The sequence below is a fragment of the Streptomyces sp. JL2001 genome, assembly GCF_050917515.1.
In the GTDB taxonomy this organism is placed as follows: Bacteria; Actinomycetota; Actinomycetes; order Streptomycetales; family Streptomycetaceae; genus Streptomyces.
Genome location: NZ_CP169421.1, coordinates 1,582,259 through 1,601,775, shown reverse-complemented (window position 1 = coordinate 1,601,775; position 19,517 = coordinate 1,582,259). Strand labels below are relative to the sequence as shown.

Sequence of the window (19,517 nt, the reverse complement as noted above, 5' to 3'; positions counted from 1 at the left end):
GTGGCCGGGGTGGCGGGTCACCGCGGCCGGTGGCGGGCCATCCAGAACTTCGCCAGGGGCGATGGGTGAGGCTGTCAGGCGTCTCATGGCCGCTTTGTGGTGCACGCAGCACGCCGAGAAAGGGCAACGGATCGTGAATGCAGGGGAGTTCGTGGCCGAGCTGAGCGCGGCCGGTGTGACGATGTACGAGGAGGACGGCCGGCTGCGCTACCGCGCCCCCCGAGGGGTGATGACGCCGGAGCGGCTGGAGACCCTGAAGGCCCACCGGGACGACGTACTCGCCCTCTTACGGGCACAGGAGTACGGCCCGGCCGTCGTCGCCGACCCGGAGGCGGCGCACGAGCCGTTCCCGCTCACCGACGTCCAGGCGGCCTACCTGCTCGGCCGCAGCGAGGCCTTCGACTACGGCGGCGTGGCCTGCCACGGCTACCTCGAACTGGCGCTCCCGCACTGGGGAGCCGACCGGATCGAGGACGCCTGGAACGAGCTGATCCGCAGGCACCCCATGCTGCGCGCCGTCGTCTCGGCCGAAGGCCACCAGCGGGTGCTCCCGGAGGTCCCGCGCTACCACGTCCGCCGCGAGGACCTGCGCGGCACGGACACCGCCGGCCGGACGGCCGCCCTGGAGGCCACCCGCGCCGAGATGTCGCACCAGGTGCGTCCCACCGAGCAGTGGCCGCTGTTCGACCTGCGCGTCACCGAGACCGACCGGGCCCTGCTGCTGCACGTCGCCGTCGACCTGCTGATCTGCGACTACAGCAGCATCCGGCTGCTGCTCGCCGAACTCGACGCGATCTGTACCGGCTCCCGGCGGCCCGAGCCGCCGGGAGCCGACTTCCGCGACTACGTCCTGGCGGCCGGCCAGGCCCGCGAGGGCAGCCGGTACCAGCGCGACCGCGCCTACTGGTGGGACCGGGTGGACGCCCTGCCGCCCGCCCCCGACCTGCCCCTGCGCACCGACTCGCTCGCCGCCCCGCCCCGCTTCACCCGGCACGGCCTGCGCCTGACCCCCGAGCAGTGGCGGACGCTGGGCCGCCGAGCCGCCGAGGCGGGCGTCACCGCCTCCGGCGCCCTGCTCCAGGCCTTCGCCGAGACCGTCGGCCGCTGGACCCGTACCCCGCGCTTCACCCTCAGCCTCACCGTGCAGAACCGGCTCCCCCTGCACCCCGACGCCGACCGCGTCATCGGCGACTTCAGCTCCACCAGCCTGCTCGCCGTCGACCTCGGCGAGGGCGCGACCCTGCTCGACCGCATGCGGACCGTGCAGGCGAGGCTCTGGGAGGACATGGACCACGGGCTCTGCTCGGGCGTCGAGGTCCTGCGGGAACTGGCCCGTCGCCGGGGCCGCGCCGAGGCGCTGCTGCCCGTCACCTTCACCAGCACCGTCACCGGGACAGGGGCCGGGGCCGGGGCCGAGTCCGCGCTGATGCCGCACGGCGAGCTCGTCCACGGCATCACCCAGACCCCCCAGGTGTGGATCGACTGCCAGGTCATGGAGGACGGCGGCGGCCTGCTCGCCCACTGGGACGTGCGCGACGGCGTCCTGCCCGACGGCGTCGTGGACGACATGTTCGCCGCCTTCGCCGAGCTGGTCGAGCGGCTCGTCGACGGGAACACCGTGTGGGGGCACGCCGAACCCGTGGAACTGCCCGCCGGACAGACGGCGCGCGTCGCACGGGCCAACGACACCGACGCCCCGCGCCGGACCGGACTCCTGCACGACGAGGTCGTCGCCCAGGCCGCCCGCACCCCGGACCGCGTCGCCGTCGTGACCCCCACCCGGACCCTGAGCTACGGCGAACTCCTCGGCCGCGCCCGGTCGGTGGCCGTCGCCGTCGCCGACGCCGGCTGCCGGCCCGGGGAACGCGTCGGCATCGTGATGGACAAGGGGTGGGAGCAGGTCGCCGCCGTGCTCGGCGTGCTCCTCGCCGGCGGGGTCTACCTGCCCGTGGACACCACCCAGCCCCCGCTGCGCCGGAACGCCGTCCTCGCCGACGCCGGGGCCCGCCTGGTCCTCACCCAGTCCGCGCTGCTGCCCTCGCTCGCCCTGCCCGCCGGGCTGCCGGCCGTCGGGGTCGACACCCTGGGACCCGCCGACCGCGCGTTCAGCCACCGCACGGCCCCCGACGACCTCGCGTACGTCATCTACACCTCCGGCTCCACCGGCACCCCCAAGGGCGTGATGATCAGTCACGCCGCCGCCCGCAACACCGTCGACGACGTCAACGCCCGGTTCGGCGTGACCGCCGACGACCGGGTGCTCGGGCTCGCCCAGCTCGGCTTCGACCTCTCCGTCTACGACGTCTTCGGCCCGCTGGCGGTCGGCGGCGCCCTGGTCCTGCCCGACCCCGCGCGCCGCGGCGACCCCGCCCACTGGGCCGAGTCGCTGGCCGGGCACGGCGTCACGGTGTGGAACTCCGTCCCCGCGCAGATGCAGATGCTGGAGGAGTACCTCCGCGGCAGGCCCGGGACCGACGTCTCCCGGCTGCGGCTCGTCCTGCTCTCCGGCGACTGGCTCCCCGTCACCCTGCCCGACGCCGTCCGCCGGCGGATCCCCGGGCTGCAGGTGGTCAGCCTCGGCGGCGCCACGGAGGCGGCGATCTGGTCGATCTGCCACCCGGTGACGGAGGTCGACCCCGACCTGCGCAGCATCCCGTACGGCAGGCCGTTGGCCAACCAGCGCTTCCACGTGCTGGACACCCGGATGCGCGAGTGCCCCGCCCATGTCACCGGCGAGCTGTACATCGCCGGAGCCGGCCTGGCCCTGGGCTACCTGGGCGACGCCGAGCGCACCGCGGAACGGTTCGTCACCCACCCCGCCACCGGTGAACGTCTCTACCGCACCGGCGACATGGGGCGCCGGCTCGACGACGGCACCATCGAGTTCCTCGGCCGGGTCGACCGGCAGGTCAAGCTCAACGGGCACCGGGTCGAGCTCGCCGAGGTCGAGGCCGCGCTCCAGAGCCACCCCGCGGTGGAACTCGCCGCGGCCACGATCCAGGGCGAGGGCGGCGCCCGCCGCCTGGTGGCCTTCGCCGAGCCCGGCCGGGCCGAGGCCCCCGCGCTCCCGGCCCGGCTGCGGGAGACCGCGGCGGCGGGCGGAGCCGAGACCGTCCGCGACGTCTCCGACGCCGAGACGACCGAGATGGTCGAACTCCTCGACCTCTCCGCGCTCCAGTCGATGGCCGCCCTCCTGCGCTCCTGCGGCCTCTTCCCCGAGCCCGCCTCCGAGCACACCCTGGAGGAGGTCGTCGAGGCCACCGGGGCGGCCCCGGAGAACCACTACCTGGTGCAGCGCTGGCTCACCGCCCTGGAACACGAGGGGCGGGTCACCCAGGACCCCGACACCGGCCGCTACCGCGCCCTGCGCGCCGACAGCCGGGAACGCCACGAGGAGGTGCTGCGACGGATCGACGCCCTCGAACCCCGGATCGCGTGGGGCGCCGAACTCGTCCGCTACCACCGGGTGTCCGAGCAGCACCTCGCCCCGCTGCTGCGCAACGAGATCGACCTCAAGACGCTGCTGTTCCCCGAGGGCCGCCTCGACACCGCCGAGGCCGCCTACCGGGACAACCTGATCAGCCGCCACAACAACGCGGCCGTCGTGGCCGCGCTCCAGGAGATCGCCCGGCGGCACCGCGGCCCCGAACCGCTCCGGCTCCTGGAGATCGGCGCCGGCGTGGGCGGTACGAGCACCGTGCTGGTACCCGCGCTCGACGGCCTGGGCGTCGACTACCTCTTCACCGACCTGTCCCACTTCTTCCTCACCGCGGCCGAGGAGCGCTTCCGGGACCACCCCTGGGTGCGCTACGGCCTCTTCGACCTCAACCGCGACTACCGGGCCCAGGGCCACGCGCCGAACTCCTTCGACGTCATCCTGCTGGCCAACGTGCTGCACAACTCCGTGCACGCCGAGAAGGTGCTCGCCCGACTGCGGGAACTCCTGGCCCCCGGTGGCTGGCTGGTCTTCATCGAGGCCACCCGCGACGCCTACCACGTCATGACCTCGATGGAGTTCAACGCGGGGCTGCACGGCTTCGAGGACGAGCGCCGGGAGACCGGCCAGACCTTCTTCGGGCGCGACCAGTGGCTGCGGATGCTCCGCGAGGCCGGCGCCGAGGTCGCCGTCTGCCTGCCCGACGAGGGCACCGCGCTCGACCGGATCGGCCAGCACGTCTTCGTCTCCCGCTTCAAGGCCGACCGCGCGCAGCTGCGCCCCGAGGCACTGCTCGGCCACCTCCGCGACCGGCTCCCCGGATACATGATCCCCGCCGAACTCCAGGTCGTGGACCGGGTTCCGCTCACCGGCAACGGCAAGATCGACCGGGCCCGGCTGGACGCCTGGACCGCCTCGGCGGCGCAGGGCCGGGTCGACGAGGGCGGTGACGCGCCGCACGAGGGCATGGAGCAGACCCTGGCCGCCCTGTGGACGGACGTCCTGCCGGTCACCACCGTCGGCCGCGACGCCAACTTCTTCGACCTCGGCGGCGACTCGCTGCTGGTGGCCCGCCTGGTCACCCGGATGCGCGAACGGCTCCCCGAGGCCGCCGACCTCGAATGGGACGACCTGCTGCGCCTGGTGATGAACCGGCCGACCGTGGCCGCGCTCGCGGCCCACCTGGCCGCCCCGCGGGAGAACCTCTCCGGCCCCGCCGGGGCCGCACCCGCCTCCCCGTTCGTCCGGATCAGCGAGGCGCCGGCCGGCGCGCGCGACACGGTGCCGCGGATCCTGGTGCACGACGGCACCGGCACCGTCATCCCGTACCGCGGCGTGATCGGCGAACTGGCCGACCGGATGTCGCTCGCCGCGCTCGTCGTCGACGACATCGACGCCTTCCTCAAGGCGGACCCCCGCACCCAGGTGGCCGAACTCGCCGAACGGCACGCGGAGGCCCTGCTCGCCGAAGGACTCCGGCAGGTCCACCTCGTCGGCTACTGCATGGGCGGCCTGCTGGTCCCCGAACTCGCCCGGCGGCTGACCGCCGCCGGCGTGGAGGTGACCGGACTGACCGTCATCAGCAGCTACCGGGTGCCGTACCTGGTGGAGGACGACCTGCTCGCCGAGTACATCTTCGCCCGGCTCATGCGGGCCGACCTGGTCGCCCTCGGCTATCCCGAGGACGAGGCGGCGACACGTGAACTCGTCGAGGCGGCCACCGCCGAGCACGGCGACACCGTGCCCCAGGGCAGCCTCGTCGACCGGCCCGCCGACATGCTGTCCGGGCCGGGCCGCGAGGCACTGCGGGCCTTCCGGGCCCTCGCGGAACGCTCCCAGGAGGAGCGGCTCCGGGCCATCGGCGCCGGCATGCCGGTGGAGGACGCCGCGCTGCGCTCCGAGGAACGCCTCACCCGGCTGTTCCGCATCGTCAAGCACAGCCTCGTGTCGGTCGCCTCGCACGAGCCGACCCCCTGCGCCTTCCCGGCGACCTTCGTCCGCCAGACCGGGGAGGCGGAGATCTTCCCCGGGATGCACGACGACATGACGGACTACTGGCAGCGGGTCTGCGGCGCGGGGCTGCGCATCGTGGACGTGCCCGGCGACCACTTCAGCTGCGTACAGCCGCCGCACGCCCGGTCCGTGGCGCGGGCGCTGCTGCCCGGGGACGAGCGGTGACCGGCGGCCCGCCCGTGATCGGCGTCCTCGGCGGATACGGCGCGGTCGGCGTGGCCGCCGCCCGCGTCCTCACCGCCGGGGGCGGTCTCCGGCTCCGGATCGGCGGCCGGGACGCCGAGGCGGCGGCACGGTGTGCCGCCGCCCTCGGCGGGGCCGCCGAAGGCGCGGCGGCCGACGCCCTGGACGACGACTCCCTCGGCCGGTTCGTCCACGGCTGCGACGTCGTCCTCAACTGCGCCGGGCCCGCCTACCTGCTGGGGGACCGCCCCCGGCGGGCGGCGGCCGCCGCCGGCGCCGACTACGTGGACGTGATGGACGGATCGGGTCCCGGCGGGACGCCGGCGGACGAGGGCACGGTGGTGCTCTCGGCCGGTGTCGCGCCGGGGCTCTCGGGACTGCTGCCCCGCCTCCTCACGGAGGGAACCGGGGGCGGACCGGGGTGGCCGGAGCCGGGCGCCGCCCGGTTCACCGGCTACTACGTCTCGCTCGGCGCCTTCACCCGCACCGGCGCGACGGACTACCTGCTGAGCATGGAACGCGGCTACGGAACGCCCCGGGCGCAGTGGCGCGACGGGCGCGTGGTGCCGGGCGCCCTGCGGGCCGCCGAGGAGTGCGTGGTGCCGGGTGTACCGCACCCGGTCACCGCCCACCCCTACCTCACCCGGGAGCTGACGGCCCAGGCGCGGGCGCTCGGTCTGGCGGAGGCCCGCTGGTACAACGCCTTCGACGGCCGGCACCTGCTCGACGCGCTGAACCGCTCCCGGGCGGCGGGCGACGAGCGGGCGGGCGACGTCCGGGCGGGCGACGAGCGGGCGGGTGACGTCCGGGCCGGCGGCCTGGCGGCGCGGGCGGACGCCGTGGTGCGGGCCAGCACCCTGGACGCACTCGGCAGGACCCCGTACCACGTGCTGTGGGGGGTCCTGGAGTCCCTGGAGCCGCTCCGCCGCGCGTCGGCCCAGGGCCCGGTGCGGCGCCGCACGGTGCTGATCCGGGGGGAGGACGGCTCGGCGATGACGGGCGTCGTCGGCGCGGTCGCCGCGCGCGAGGTGGCCCGCGGCCGGGTGCGCCCCGGGGCCCACCGGGCCGCGTCCGTACTCCCGCCCCGGCTGGTCACGGACGCGCTGCGGCGCCATCTGCCCGGCACGGTCGTCACCGTCTCCGACGCGGCCCCCGAACGGGAGGCCGTCGCGGTGTCCACGGCGGGAGACGACCTGGAGGACGGCGTGCTGTAGGGCGCCCGGCCCGGCCCGCCGGCCCCGCGTCGGCGGGCCCGCTCACGGCGGTGGCTCGGACGGATCCTCCGTCCGAGCCACCGCTGTGCGCGCGATCCGGTGGGCATCAGGCCGGATCGCACACCAGGGGCCGCCCGGGCGGGGCGAGTTCGACTCCGAAGCCCTTCAGCCGGTGGAGGCTGTCCCGGACGACGGCGGCGCCCTCGTCGAGGTCGGCGTGGTCGACCGGGGCCATGGCCATCCGTTCCAGGCACTTCTCCACCGCGATGTTGGTGGTGTGGTCGTGCCGGGGCATCAGCCAGTGCTGGTAGTCGTGCTGCCAGAGACTCAGCACCGCCTTGTCGTTGGTCAGCCGGACCTTGTCCAGGGTCTCCTTCTGGAGCCGGGCGGCCTGGGCGCTGTCCATGCCGATGTGGGACCAGGGCGAGGCGGGATCCGTCGGGTCGTCCGCGACGATCTGCAACTCCTCCCGGTCCTGCCACAGCGGCATGGTCTCGTCGGTGATGGAGAACTTGGAGAGCGCGAAGTGCCCGGAGTACTCGTGCAGCAGGTAGTCCTGCGTGTCCTGGAACATCCCCGGGTCCTCACCCGGATATCCGACGATGAACAGGCCGTAGTAGGAGAGCCCGCCCTCGCTGAGGAGTTCGACCGCGCGACGGTTCTGCTTGACCGAGACACGCTTGCTCATCCGCTTCAGCGTGGCGTCGTTCATCGACTCGAACCCGATGTGCAGCTGGAAGCAGTGCGCGGCCTCCAGACCGGCGACCAGCTCGGCCGAGTTGATGGTGTTGGCCCGGCTGAACCCCTCCCACCTCGGCACTCCCGAGCCCGGCAGGATCTCCAGGAGCCGGCGCAGCCGGGTCGGCGGAATGGTGAACGTCGAGTCCATGGCAGAGATGGAGTCCGCGGCGTTCCGCTCGGCGTAGGCGATCCAGTCGTCGCGGATCTTCTCGGCCGACTTGTACCGCCATTTCGGGGAGGCGGCCGGAAAGGAACAGAATTTGCAGTCGAAGGGGCAGCCCCGCATGGACTCGTACGGAATGATCGGCTGTTTCCCGATGACCAGCGGCGACGGGAAATCCTCGATGTCGACGTATTCCGTCGGATTGATGCGGATGTTGTCCTCGTCGCGCCACACCAGATTGGGCACGGCGCTCAGCTCGCCGCGTCCGGACAGCGCGTCCAGCGTGCGCGGCAGCGCGATCTCGCCGTCGCCGCGGACCACGGCGACGATCTCCGGGTGGTCGCGCAGCGCGGACATGAACTTCAGGTTGGTGAACTGCCCGCCCGCCACGATCCCCGTGCCGGGCAGGTTCTCCCGGACCCAGGCCACGGCCGCGCCCAGGATCGGGCCGTTCCAGATGTACGTGGTCGACAGCAGGACGTAGTCCACGTCGCCGACCGGGGCCTTGGCGCGCCCTTCCCAGACGTCCTCCAGGTCCACGCGCTCGAAGCTGTGACCGCTGTTCTCCAGGATGGACAGCAGGGTGACGGTGGTCAGATGGGGCGCCGTGTCCGCGCGGGGCCTGAGCAGGGCGTACTCCGTGCCCGCCTGGGTGAAGGCGAGGCGGCCGAGAGCGAGGTCCGGGGCGCCGGCGCGGCGGAGCATCTCCCGGGCGCGCTCGGGGGTCTCGGCGGCGAAGAGCGAGCCCTCCAGATAGGGCGAATTGATGTTGGCGGGCCCGAGCCCGCTCAGAAGTAGAAAGCGCACGCGTACCCGCTCCCGTTGGGATTGTCGTGACCGCCCCTGGCAGGGGTTGCGGCCGATCCTTTCAACCCTGTCCTGGGCATCGTCTGGGTGGAATCTCGATGTGTGAAAGCCCTGGTGGAGACCGTGATCGAGACGGCTCGGCGAGCTCGTGGAAGCACGGTGGGGCGGTTGCGACGCGGGTTCTTATACGTGTAAAGTTATCTCTCGGTATTCACGGATCTTGCCGTCCGCCCGTGGTCGCGCGACCGCGCCCGCGGGCCGGACGGTCGCGCCTGAGAGGTGGGGAACCCCATGGCCACGGCAGAGGGTCTGCACAGCCGTGCCGAAAGCCGGGAGGCGGTCGGCGACGGCGGTCCCGAGAGCGATCCGGTCGGTGCGGCGACGACACCCAGGCAGGTGCTCCTGCGGCTGCTCCGCCCCTACCGCGCCGGCATCGTCGCCGTCTTCGTCCTCCAGATCGTCGGCTCGCTCGCCGGTCTCGCGCCGCTCGTCGCGGTCGTGGAACTCGGCCGGGTGCTGCTCGCGCCGGGCCCGGCCGACCAGGGCGCCGCCTGGACCGCCGTGTGGATCGGCGTCGCCGGCCTGCTCGTCCGGGTCGTGCTCACCGCCGCCTCCGGCGGCATCGCGCACCTGGTCGACGGACGGATCCAGCTCACGCTGCGCAGGCTGCTCGCCCAGCGGCTGGGGAAGGTGCCGCTCGGCTGGTACTCCCGTCGCAGCTCGGGCGAGATCAACGGCGTGGTGCAGGGCGACGTCGACCAGCTGCACCACCTCATCGCCCACGCGCCGGTGGAGGCCACCTCCGCCGTCGTGGTCCCGCTCGCCTCGCTCGCCTACCTGGCCTGGGTGGACTGGCGCCTGACGCTCGTCGCGCTGGTCCCGGTGGTCCTCGGCCTGCTGCTGCACCGCGCGCTGATGACCGAGGAACGGCAGAGCGAGGGACGGAAGATGGGCGAGGCGATGGGGCGCATCGGCTCCGCCTCCGTGGAGTTCGTCGAGGGCATCTCCGTCGTGAAGACCTTCGGTGGCGGCGGCCGGGCGCACCGGCGCTACCGCCAGGCCGCCGACGACTTCGCCGACTTCTTCCTGCGCTACGTGGCGGGCGCCGCCGGACTCGCCTCGCTGGCCGCCCTGGTGCTGTCGCCGCCCTTCGTCCTGCTGCTGGTCTGCGCCGGCGGCACGGCCCTCATCGCGGCGGACGCCATGCCGCCCGCGGACCTGCTGCCCTTCCCGCTGCTCGCGGTGGCGCTCACCGCGCCCATCGCCGCCCTGGGACACGGCCTCGACAACGTCCGCGCCGCCGAGGCCTCCGCCGAGCGGATCCGGGCGATGCTCGACGTACCGCCGCTGCCGGAGCCGGCCCACCCGGCCGAACCGCGCGGTCACCGCGTCGAGTTCCGCGGCGTCGGCTTCTCCTACGACGAGGGCCGTCCCGTCCTGGACGGAGTGGACCTGACCCTCGAACCCGGCACCACCACCGCACTCGTCGGACCGTCCGGTGCCGGCAAGTCCACCCTCGCCCAGCTCGTCCCGCGCTTCGCCGACCCGACGAGCGGCGCCGTGCTGATCGGCGGCGTCGACGCGCGCGAGATCGCCACCGACCGGCTGTACCGCAGCGTCTCCTTCGTCCTCCAGGACGTCCGGCTGCTGCGGGCCAGCATCGCCGACAACATCGCCCTGGCCGTACCGGACGCCGACCACGCGGACGTCGAGCGGGCCGCCCGCGCCGCCGGTGTCCACGAGCGCGTCCAGGCCATGCCCCGCGGCTACGACTCCGTGATCGGCGAGGACGTCGGCCTCTCCGGCGGCGAGGCGCAGCGCCTGTCGATCGCCCGGGCCCTGCTCGTCGACGCGCCGGTCCTCGTCCTGGACGAGGCCATGTCCTTCGCCGACGCCAAGACGGAGGCGGAGATCCGCGCCGCGCTGGAGACCCTGGCGCGGGGCCGTACCCAACTCGTCATCGCCCACCGGCTGGAGACCGTGGCCCGCGCCGACCGGATCGTCGTCATGGAGGGCGGACGCGTCGTGGAGAGCGGCGACCACCACGAACTGATGCGGATGAACGGCAGGTTCGCCGCCATGTGGCGTGCCCAGCACGCCCGCGCCGGCCAGGAGAGGGAGATCCACTGATGATCAGGCTGCTGCTGCGAGTCCTGGGCGAGCGGCACTCGGGACCCCTGCGCCGCACCGTCGCGCTGATGTCGGTGTGCGCGGTCTTCGAAGGGCTGTCGTACGCGCTGCTCATCCCCCTGCTGGACGCCCTCCTCGACGGCGACGCCGGCGCCGCCCGGCCCTGGCTCACCGCCTTCGCCGTGGCCGTGATCGTCACCTCGGTCCTCGGCTACCTCAGCGACAAGTCCGGCTTCCGTACCGGCGGCGAGCTCTCCCGCGGACTGCACCACCGGCTCGGCGACCACCTGGCCGCGCTGCCGCTCGGCTGGTTCACCCCCGGCCGCGTCGGCGACGTCTCCGGCCTCACGAGCCGCAGCGTCATGGGCGTCATGTCGGTACCGGCGCACCGGCTGCGCCCGCTGATCAACGCCACCCTGATCCCGCTGACCACGGTCGTGGTGCTCTTCTTCTTCGACTGGCGGATCGCGCTGGCCGGACTCGTCGCCGCGCCCCTCATCGCCGGCGTGCAGCGCTGGACCTCGCGGGCCACCGCACAGCAGGACGCGGACCGGGCCCGGAGCAGCGACGACGCGGCCGGCCGGGTCGTCGAGTACGTCCGCGCCCAGCCCGTGCTGCGCGCCGGCGGCCGGACGGGCGAGCGCTTCGCCCTCCTCGACGACGCGCTGAACGAGCAGTGGCGCACCAGCCGGCGCGCAGCCCTCAGCGGCGTACCGGGCATGCTCGGCCTCAGCTTCTCCGTCCAGGCCGTCTTCACCGCCGTCCTCGCCCTCGGCGTGTACCTCGCGCTGGACGGCGACCTGGGCGCCGCCGAACTCCTGGCGATCATGGTCCTGGCGGCCCGCTGCGTGGACCCGCTGCTGTCCCTCGCCGACCTCGGCGGGATCATGCGGGCCTCCCGCGGCGAACTGGAGCGCATCGACGCGGTCCTCACCGAACCGCCGCTGCCGCACACCGAGACCCCGCAACTGCCCGCCCACCACGGCGTCACGCTCGACTCCGTGTCCTTCCGGCGCGGCGACCGCACGGTGCTCGACGGACTCTCGCTTGACGTGGGGGAGGGGCAGCGGGTCGCCATCGTCGGCTCCTCCGGCGCCGGCAAGAGCACCCTGCTCCAGGTCGTGGCCCGCTTCCACGACGTCGACCGGGGCTCCGTGCGCCTCGGCGGTGTCGACGTACGCGACATCGACACCGAACAGCTGATGGCCGGCCTCTCCGTGGTCTTCCAGGACGTGTACCTCTTCGAGGGCACCATCGAGGACAACGTCCGCATCGGCCGGCCCGACGCGACGGCGGAGGAAGTACGCGGAGCCGCCGCCGCGGCCTGCCTGGACGAGGTGGTGGAGCGCCTGCCCGACGGCTGGGACACCCAGGTCGGCGAGGGCGGCACCTCGCTGTCCGGCGGCGAGCGCCAGCGGGTCTCCATCGCCCGCGCGCTGCTCAAGGACGCTCCCGTCCTGCTCCTCGACGAGGCCACCTCGGCCCTCGACCCGGAGAGCGAGGCCGCCGTCCAGGAGGGACTCGACCGGCTCATGGTGGGCCGGACGACCCTCATGGTCGCCCACCGGCTGCGTACGGTCGAACAGGCCGACCTGATCGTCTTCCTGGAGGACGGCCGAATCGTCGAACAGGGCACCCACGAGGAACTCCTGCGGCACCAGGGCCGCTACGCCGAGTTCCGGCGAATCGCCGCGCTCGCCGCGGCCTGAAGGCAGCATGGCAGATCGTTCGCCCGTCACACACCATCCGACACAGGGGTAGGGATGTCACGCAAGCACACGGCGGCCGGGTCCGACGTCCGTGCCGGGGGGAAGTCCGCCGCATGGCGGCCGGCGGACCTCCGCGAGGAGGTCGCCGCGCTCCTCGACACCGAGCTGAGCCCGTCGGACGACGAGGTGAACCTCTTCGAACTCGGCCTCCAGTCGATCCAGTTGATGCGGCTGATCAACAAACTCAACCGCGCCGGCATCGGCGTCGAGTTCACCGAGATGGCCCAGGACCCGCGCCTCGCCGCCTGGTACGGCCTGCTCGGGGCCGACCCGGCGGCGACCGACCCCGCCGCGGAGTCCCCGGCCGGCACGGTCCCCGTCGACCCGGGAGCGCCCTTCGGGCTCACCGCCGTCCAGCAGGCCTACTGGATCGGCCGCGGCACCGACCGCCCGCTCGGCGGCGTCGGCTGCCACGCCTACCTGGAGATCGACACCCGGGAGGTGGCGGCGGACCGGCTGGAGGAGGCCGTACGGGACCTCTTACGCCGGCACCCGATGCTCCGCGCCTCCTTCGCCGACGACGGCGCCCAGCGCGTCCTCGGCACCTCCGCCTGGCCCGGCCTGACGGTGCACGACCACAGCGGGCTCCCCGCGCCCGCCGCCGAGGAGGCCCTGCTGCGGCTGCGCGACCGGCTGTCCCACCGGGTCCTCGACGTCTCCCGCGGCGAGGTCCTCGACGTCCAGCTCAGCCGCCGCCCCGGCGCCGGCCCCCGGCTCCACGTCAACGTCGACCTGCTCGTCGCCGACGTGGCCAGCATCCGCCTCCTCCTCTCCGACCTGGCCGGGCTCTACCGGGATCCCGCCACCGGCGGCGAACCGGGCTACACCTTCGCGCAGTACACCGCCGACACCGCCGCCCGGCGAGCGGCCGGACGCGACAAGGCCCGGGAGTACTGGCAGCGCCGGCTGCCCGACCTCCCCGGCGGCCCCGACCTGCCGCTCGCCGCGGACCCCGACGAGATCGGCGTCCCGCGCTTCGTCCGGCGGAACCACACCCTGGACCCGGGAGACTGGGCGCTGCTGCAGCGCCGCGCCGCCGAACACGGCATCACCCCCGCGGTGCTGCTCGCCACCGCCTTCTCCGAGATCCTGGCCCGCTGGAGCGGACAGCAGCGGTTCCTGCTCAACATCCCGCTGTTCGACCGCGACCAGGACGTCCACCCCGACATCGAGCGCATGGTCGCCGACTTCACCAGCCTGCTGCTCCTGGAGGTCGCGCCGGCCCCCGGCGACGGCTTCGCCGAGCGTGCGCGGGCCCTCCAGCAGCGCCTGCACGACGACGTCGGCCACGCCGCCTACACCGGTGTCGACGTGCTGCGCGACTTCGTCCGCACCGACACCGGCGCCCCGCGCACCGCACCCGTCGTCTTCGCCTGCAACCTCGACGCACCGCTGGTGCCGGACGACTGCGCCGCCGTCCTCGGCGACCTGTCCTGGATGGTCTCGCAGACCCCGCAGGTGTGGCTCGACCACCAGGTGTACGGCACCCGCGAGGGCGGCCTGCTGCTCGCCTGGGACGCCGTCGAGGCGCTCTTCCCCGAAGGCGTCCTCGACACCATGTTCGGCGCGTACACCGCCCTGCTGCACGGGCTCGCGACCGCCGACTGGACGAGCCCGCCGCACATACCCCTGCCCGCCTCCCAGACCCGATGTCGCGACGAGGTGAACTCCGTGACCCGGCAGGAGAGCGGACGGCTCCTGCACCAGGCCTTCTTCGAGCGCGCGGCCGCCCGGGCCGGCCACCCCGCCCTGTTGTGGGGGGAGGACGGCAGCCTCACCCACGGCGAACTCGCCGACCGCGCCCTGCGCGTCGCCGGAGCCCTGGCCGCCCACGGCGTCCGCCCCGGCAGCCCTGTCGTCGTCACCGCCCCCAAGGGCCCGGACCAGATGGCCGCCGTGCTCGGCGTCCTCGCGGCGGGCTGCTCGTACGTCCCCGTCGGCGTCGACCAGCCGGCCGAACGCCGCGACCGCATCCACGCCCTCAGCCGCGCGGTCCTGGTCCTCGACGGCAACGACCCCGCACGGCCCGCCGGTTCGCGGCTCCCCGTCCTGCCGCTGCACCGAGCCCTGCGCGCCGCGCCGCTCGACGCCCCGGTGGAGGTCCCCGCCGACGACACCGCGTACGTCATCTTCACCTCCGGATCCACCGGCACACCCAAGGGCGTGGAGGTCTCCCACCGGGCCGCCGTGAACACGGTCGAGGACGTCGACGAGCGCTTCGCGGTGGGCTCCACCGACCGCGTCCTCGCCGTCTCCGCCCTGGACTTCGACCTCTCGGTCTGGGACGTGTTCGGCCTTCTGGCCGAGGGCGGTGCCCTGGTCCTGGTCGACGAGGCCGACCGGCGCGACGCCCACCGCTGGCTCGCCCTGTGCCGGCGCCACGGCGTGACGGTGTGGAACTCCGTACCCGCGCTGATGGACATGCTGCTCACCGCCGCCGACCGGGAACCCCTGCCGGACACCCTGCGCCTGGCCCTGCTGTCCGGCGACTGGATCGGCCTCGACCTGCCCGACCGGCTGGCCGCCGCGACCGGCGGCCGCTGCCGCCTGATCGCGCTCGGCGGCGCCACCGAGGCCGCGATCTGGTCCAACGCCCACGAGGTCCGCTCGGTGCCCGCGCAGTGGCGGTCCGTCCCGTACGGCACGCCGCTCTCCAACCAGCGATTCCGGGTCGTCGACCCGCAGGGCCGGGACTGCCCGGACTGGGTGCCCGGCGAGCTGTGGATCGGCGGCGCCGGGGTGGCCCAGGGCTACCGGGGAGACCCGGAGCTCACGCGGGAACGTTTCCCCCGACGGCCCGACGGGCGCTGGTACCGCACCGGCGACACCGGTCGCTACTGGCCGGACGGGACCCTGGAGTTCCTCGGCCGGATGGACCAGCAGGTCAAGATCAACGGCTTCCGGGTCGAACTGGGCGAGATCGAGTCCGTGCTCCAGACCCATCCGGCCGTGTCCCAGGCCCTCGCCGCCGTGGTCGGGGACCGCACCCGGGAGGTCGCGGCGGCCTTCCTGCCCGCGCCCGCCGCCTCCGGGCCGGCCCCCGGCCGTACCCGCCCCGCCGACGGCGTGCCCGCCGCCGCCCCGCCGCCCGCCCGCGAACCGGCCCCGGGCGAGGACGCGGGGGAGCTGGAGGCGGAGCTGACCGAGACGCTGCTCGCCGCCCTGCTGGAGCAGGTGCTCGGCCCCGACGGAGGCCCGGCCGAGAGCGGCTCGCTCCCGGTGGCGCAGGAGCGGCGCCCGCTGTTCGACACCTGGGTCGACTTCCTCGCGGCGCGCGACGTCCTCACCCGCTCCGGCGGCGGCGTCGCCCCCGGCCCCCGCTGGGCGGCCGCCCGCGACCGCGAACGGGCCGCCGCCCTGCGCCGACGGGTGGCCGGCACCCCCCTCCAGGCGGTCGTGGACGCCTGGGCCGGGGCGATGCCCGTCCTGATGCCCCTGCTCTCCGGCGAGACCGACGCGGAGGCGCTGGCCGACGACCCCGTCCTGTCCCCGGACGGCCTGGCCCACCGGTGGCCGGGCGTCGCCGCCTGCCTGGACGCCGTCGCCGCCGAGGTGGAGGCCGCGTACCCCGAGGGCACCCGGGCGCCCGAGATCGCCGACTGGGCCGCCGGCGGCGGCCGGACCGCCGCCGCACTCCTCGACCGGCTCAAGCCCGGCGCGGTCGGCTACACCCTGCTCGACGCCCGGCCCGCCCGGCTGGCCGCCGCCGAGAACCGGCTCGCCGGATCGGGCCACCGCGTCCGGACCGCCCGTCAGGACGCCTTCGCCGTCCCCGAGGAACGGCTCGCCGCCTACGACGTCCTGGTGGCCAACGACGCGCTCGGCCGGGAGCCCGACCCGCACGCCGCGGCGCGCGCGCTCGCCCTGCTGGCCCGCCCCGGCGGCCGGCTGTTCCTCGTCGCCCGGACGACGGTCTCCGCCCTGGCCCTGCCCACCGCCGCCGCGCCCGCCTCCTCCCCGGCGGACGCGGCCGGCTGGGCGCAGGCGCTGGAGGCGGCCGGGTTCGCCGCCGTCGAGCGGGCCCGCCACGAGCCGGACGGCGTCGTCCTGCTCACCGCCCGCCGCCCCGACGGCGTGCCCGGCCCGGACCCCGCGGCGCTCCGCGGCTGGCTCGCCGACCGGCTGCCCGCCCACATGATCCCCGGCTCCCTCGTCGGTCTCGCGACCCTGCCGCTCAACGCCAACGGCAAGGTGGACCGGCGACGGGTCGAACGGGTCCTCGCGGAGGGCGCGGCCCGGGGCGGCGGCGAGGACGACCCGCCCCGCGGCCCGGTGGAGGAGATCGTCGCGGAACTGTGGGCGCGCGCCCTCGGCGTACCCGTCACGGCACGCGGCGCCACCTTCTTCTCCCTCGGCGGCGACAGCCTCACGGCGACCCGGCTGGTGACCGCCCTGCGCGGCCGGCTCGGCGTCGAACTGCCGATGCGCGACGTCCTGCGGGCCCCCACGGTCGCCGGCATGAGCGCGCTCGTCGCGGAGTCGCGGGCGCTCGACGGACCGGGCCGGGACGCGGCCGGGGACCCCGGCGACTTCGAGGAGGGCGAGCTGTGACGCCGACCGGCCACCCCGCCCCCGCCGCCCCGCGGGTCTTCTCCCGGCGCACCCACGCGCGGGCCGGCCTGGTCTGCTTCCCGCACGCCGGCGGAGCCGCCGGCGCCTATCGCGCCTGGGCCCTGGAATCCCCCTGGGACGTCGAGGTGTCGGCCGTCCAGTACCCGGGCCGCGGCGACCGCTTCGGCGAGCCGGTGGCGGCGGACATGGAGGCCCTGGTCGACGACGTCGTCGCGGGGCTGCTGCGGGAGCACACCGCCGACACGCTCGCCACCACCGTCCTCTTCGGGCACAGCATGGGCGCCGCCGTGGCCTACGAGACGGCGCGCAGACTCGCGGTGACCGGCCGCCCGCCCGCCGGTCTCGTCGTCTCGGGCCAGCCGGCCCCCCGGCGGACCCGCGGCGGCACCCTGCACCTCGCGGACGACGCCGGACTCCTCGCGGACCTGCGGCGGCTCGGCGGCACCGGGCAGGACGTCCTGGACAACGGCGCGCTCCTGGAGGCGCTGCTGCCCGCCGTCCGTGGCGACTACCGGCTGATCGAGACCTACCGGCCGCTGCCCGGCTGCCGGCTCACCCTCCCGGTGACCGTGCTGTACGCCGGAGACGACCCCGAGGTCACCGCGGAGGAGGCCCTCGCCTGGAGCGAGGTCACCGACGGCGCGTGCGAGGCGGCCGTCTTCGACGGCGGGCACTTCTACCTGGAGACCCGGCGCGAGGAGGTGCTCGCCCGGGTGCTCAAGGCGGTCCGGGCGGCCCTGCCCGTGACCGTCTCGGCCTGGCCGGCCACCCCGTGAGGGCCCGCCGCACGGCCCCGACCACCGTCCCGTACCGGAAGACAAGGGGGAACCTCCATGCAGGAAGGCTGTGTTCCGTGGCCTGAACCGACGGCCCGCGCCTACCGCGAGCAGGGGTACTGGAACGCGGACGTCCTGGGCACCTGGCCACGGACACCCGCACAGGACACCGCGGCCGCCCTGGTGACGTCCGCCGGCACCCTGACCCACGCCGAACTCGACCGGGCGGCCGACCGGATGGCCGCCGGACTGCTGCGGGCCGGTCTCGCCGCCGGCGACCGGATCGTGGTCCACCTTCCCAACGAGGCCGAGCTGATCGTGCTCAGCCTGGCCTGCTTCCGGACCGGGGTGCTGCCCGTCTACGCCCTGCCCGCCCACCGCTCCGCGGAGATCACCCACCTGGTGGCCACCGCGGGGGCCGTCGCCTACGTGTGCCCGGACCAGGTGCTCGGCTGCGACTTCCGGCTGGTCGCCCGGGAGGTGCTCGACCGGACGGACAGCCTCCGGCACGTGCTGGTGGCCGGTGAGCCCGGCCCGTACACCGCCCTGTCCTCCCTCGACGCCGACCCGGTCGAACTCCCCGCGCCGGACCCCGAGGACGTGGCCCTCTTCCTGCTCTCCGGCGGCACCTCGGGGCCGCCCAAGCTGATCCCGCGCACCCACGCCGACTACGCCTACCAGCTCCGGGAGAGCGCACGGCTCTGCGCGGTGGGGGAGGACGACGTGTACCTCGCCGCCCTGCCGGCCCAGCACAACTTCGCCCTGGCCTGCCCCGGCGTCCTCGGCACACTGCGCGCCGGCGGTACCGCCGTGCTCGCCCCTGCGCCCACGGCGGACGCCTGCTTCCCGCTGATCGAGCGGGCCGGCGTGACGGTCACCTCGCTGGTGCCGCCGCTGGTCCCGCTCTGGCTCGACGCGGCGGAGTGGACGGAGCACGACCTGTCCTCGCTCCGGGTGCTGCAGGTGGGCGGGGCGCGGCTCGACCCGGAGACGGCCCGACAGGTCACCAAGTCCCTCGGCGGCACGCTCCAGCAGGTGTACGGGATGGCCGAGGGCCTGCTCAACTACACCCGGCTGGACGACCCCGAGGACGTGATCGTCCATACCCAGGGCAGGCCGCTGTCGCCCGGCGACGAGGTCCGGGTGGTCCGGGAGGACGGTTCCGACGCGGAACCGGGCGAGACCGGCGAGCTGTTCACCCGCGGGCCGTACACCCTGCGCGGCTACTACCGGGCGCCGGAGCGCAACGCGACCCGGTTCACCGAGGACGGCTACTACCGCAGCGGCGACCTGGTCCGGCGCACCGCGGAAGGCGACTTCCAGGTGGTCGGGCGGATCAACGACGTGGTCAACCGCGGCGGGGAGAAGGTCCCGACGCAGGAGGTGGAGGAGCACCTGCTCGCCGCCGTCCCGGTCGTCGCCGCCGCGGTGATCGGACTGCCCGACCCGCACATGGGGGAGCGGACCTGCGCCTGCGTCGTCCCCCGCGACCCGGCCCGCCCACCGACCCTGCGCGACGTGCAGGCGGCGCTGCGGGGACGGGGGGTCGCGGCGTACAAGGTGCCCGACCGGCTGGTGGTGCTGGACCGGCTGCCGCTCACCGGTGTCGGCAAGGTCGACAAGCGGGCCCTGCGGGCGCGGTTGGACGCCTGACCGCCCGGGACCGGGGCCCGAGCCCCCGGGAGGGACCCGGACCGCCGCGCCGCTCCCGCG

At 74.8% G+C, this 19,517-nt stretch carries 8 protein-coding genes; 7 read left to right on the top strand and 1 reads right to left on the bottom strand.

The annotated features are described in order from the left end of the window. Positions 1-133 precede the first annotated feature (133 nt). On the top strand, positions 134-5,614 hold the full coding sequence (locus ACE1OA_RS06920) for an amino acid adenylation domain-containing protein (protein ID WP_432752482.1): 5,481 nt from the start codon (positions 134-136) through the stop codon (positions 5,612-5,614). Then, a complete protein-coding gene (locus ACE1OA_RS06915) occupies positions 5,611-6,846 on the top strand; it encodes a saccharopine dehydrogenase NADP-binding domain-containing protein (protein WP_432752481.1) in 1,236 nt (411 codons plus the stop codon). Before ACE1OA_RS06920 ends, ACE1OA_RS06915 begins: the two co-directional genes overlap by 4 nt. A 106-nt stretch (positions 6,847-6,952) precedes the next feature. Here ACE1OA_RS06915 and ACE1OA_RS06910 read toward each other — a convergent pair whose 3' ends face one another. After that, positions 6,953-8,557 carry a B12-binding domain-containing radical SAM protein gene (locus ACE1OA_RS06910; RefSeq protein ID WP_356608671.1) on the bottom strand — a complete coding sequence of 535 codons (1,605 nt, stop codon included), beginning with the start codon at positions 8,555-8,557 and terminating at the stop codon, positions 6,953-6,955. Between the two features lie 291 nt (positions 8,558-8,848). On the opposite strand from ACE1OA_RS06910, the gene ACE1OA_RS06905 reads away from it, so the two are divergent. From ACE1OA_RS06905 to ACE1OA_RS06885, 5 genes are read left to right on the top strand one after another with little or no spacing between them, the layout of a single operon-like run. Beyond that, positions 8,849-10,687 carry an ABC transporter ATP-binding protein gene (locus ACE1OA_RS06905; RefSeq protein ID WP_432752480.1) on the top strand — a complete coding sequence of 613 codons (1,839 nt, stop codon included), beginning with the start codon at positions 8,849-8,851 and terminating at the stop codon, positions 10,685-10,687. Next, positions 10,687-12,396, top strand: a complete 1,710-nt coding sequence (locus ACE1OA_RS06900; RefSeq protein WP_356608667.1) for an ABC transporter ATP-binding protein — start codon at positions 10,687-10,689, stop codon at positions 12,394-12,396. The genes ACE1OA_RS06905 and ACE1OA_RS06900 overlap by 1 nt, the downstream gene beginning before the upstream one ends. Before the next feature lie 54 nt (positions 12,397-12,450). Continuing rightward, positions 12,451-17,007, top strand: coding sequence for an amino acid adenylation domain-containing protein (locus tag ACE1OA_RS06895; protein WP_432752479.1), 4,557 nt, complete (start codon positions 12,451-12,453; stop codon positions 17,005-17,007). Then, positions 17,004-17,804 (top strand): thioesterase II family protein, encoded by an 801-nt coding sequence (locus ACE1OA_RS06890; RefSeq protein WP_356608663.1) that lies wholly within the window; start codon positions 17,004-17,006, stop codon positions 17,802-17,804. Before ACE1OA_RS06895 ends, ACE1OA_RS06890 begins: the two co-directional genes overlap by 4 nt. Before the next feature lie 57 nt (positions 17,805-17,861). Continuing rightward, positions 17,862-19,457 (top strand): (2,3-dihydroxybenzoyl)adenylate synthase, encoded by a 1,596-nt coding sequence (locus tag ACE1OA_RS06885; protein ID WP_432752478.1) that lies wholly within the window; start codon positions 17,862-17,864, stop codon positions 19,455-19,457. Positions 19,458-19,517: the final 60 nt, after the last annotated feature.

Bases quoted from the DNA above. Each gene is read 5' to 3' on its own strand.
- ACE1OA_RS06905 (WP_432752480.1), top strand. From the start codon at position 8,849: ATGGCCACGGCAGAGGGTCTGCACAGCCGTGCCGAAAGCCGGGAGGCG.
- ACE1OA_RS06900 (WP_356608667.1), top strand. From the start codon at position 10,687: ATGATCAGGCTGCTGCTGCGAGTCCTGGGCGAGCGGCACTCGGGACCC.
- ACE1OA_RS06895 (WP_432752479.1), top strand. From the start codon at position 12,451: ATGTCACGCAAGCACACGGCGGCCGGGTCCGACGTCCGTGCCGGGGGG.
- ACE1OA_RS06885 (WP_432752478.1), top strand. From the start codon at position 17,862: ATGCAGGAAGGCTGTGTTCCGTGGCCTGAACCGACGGCCCGCGCCTAC.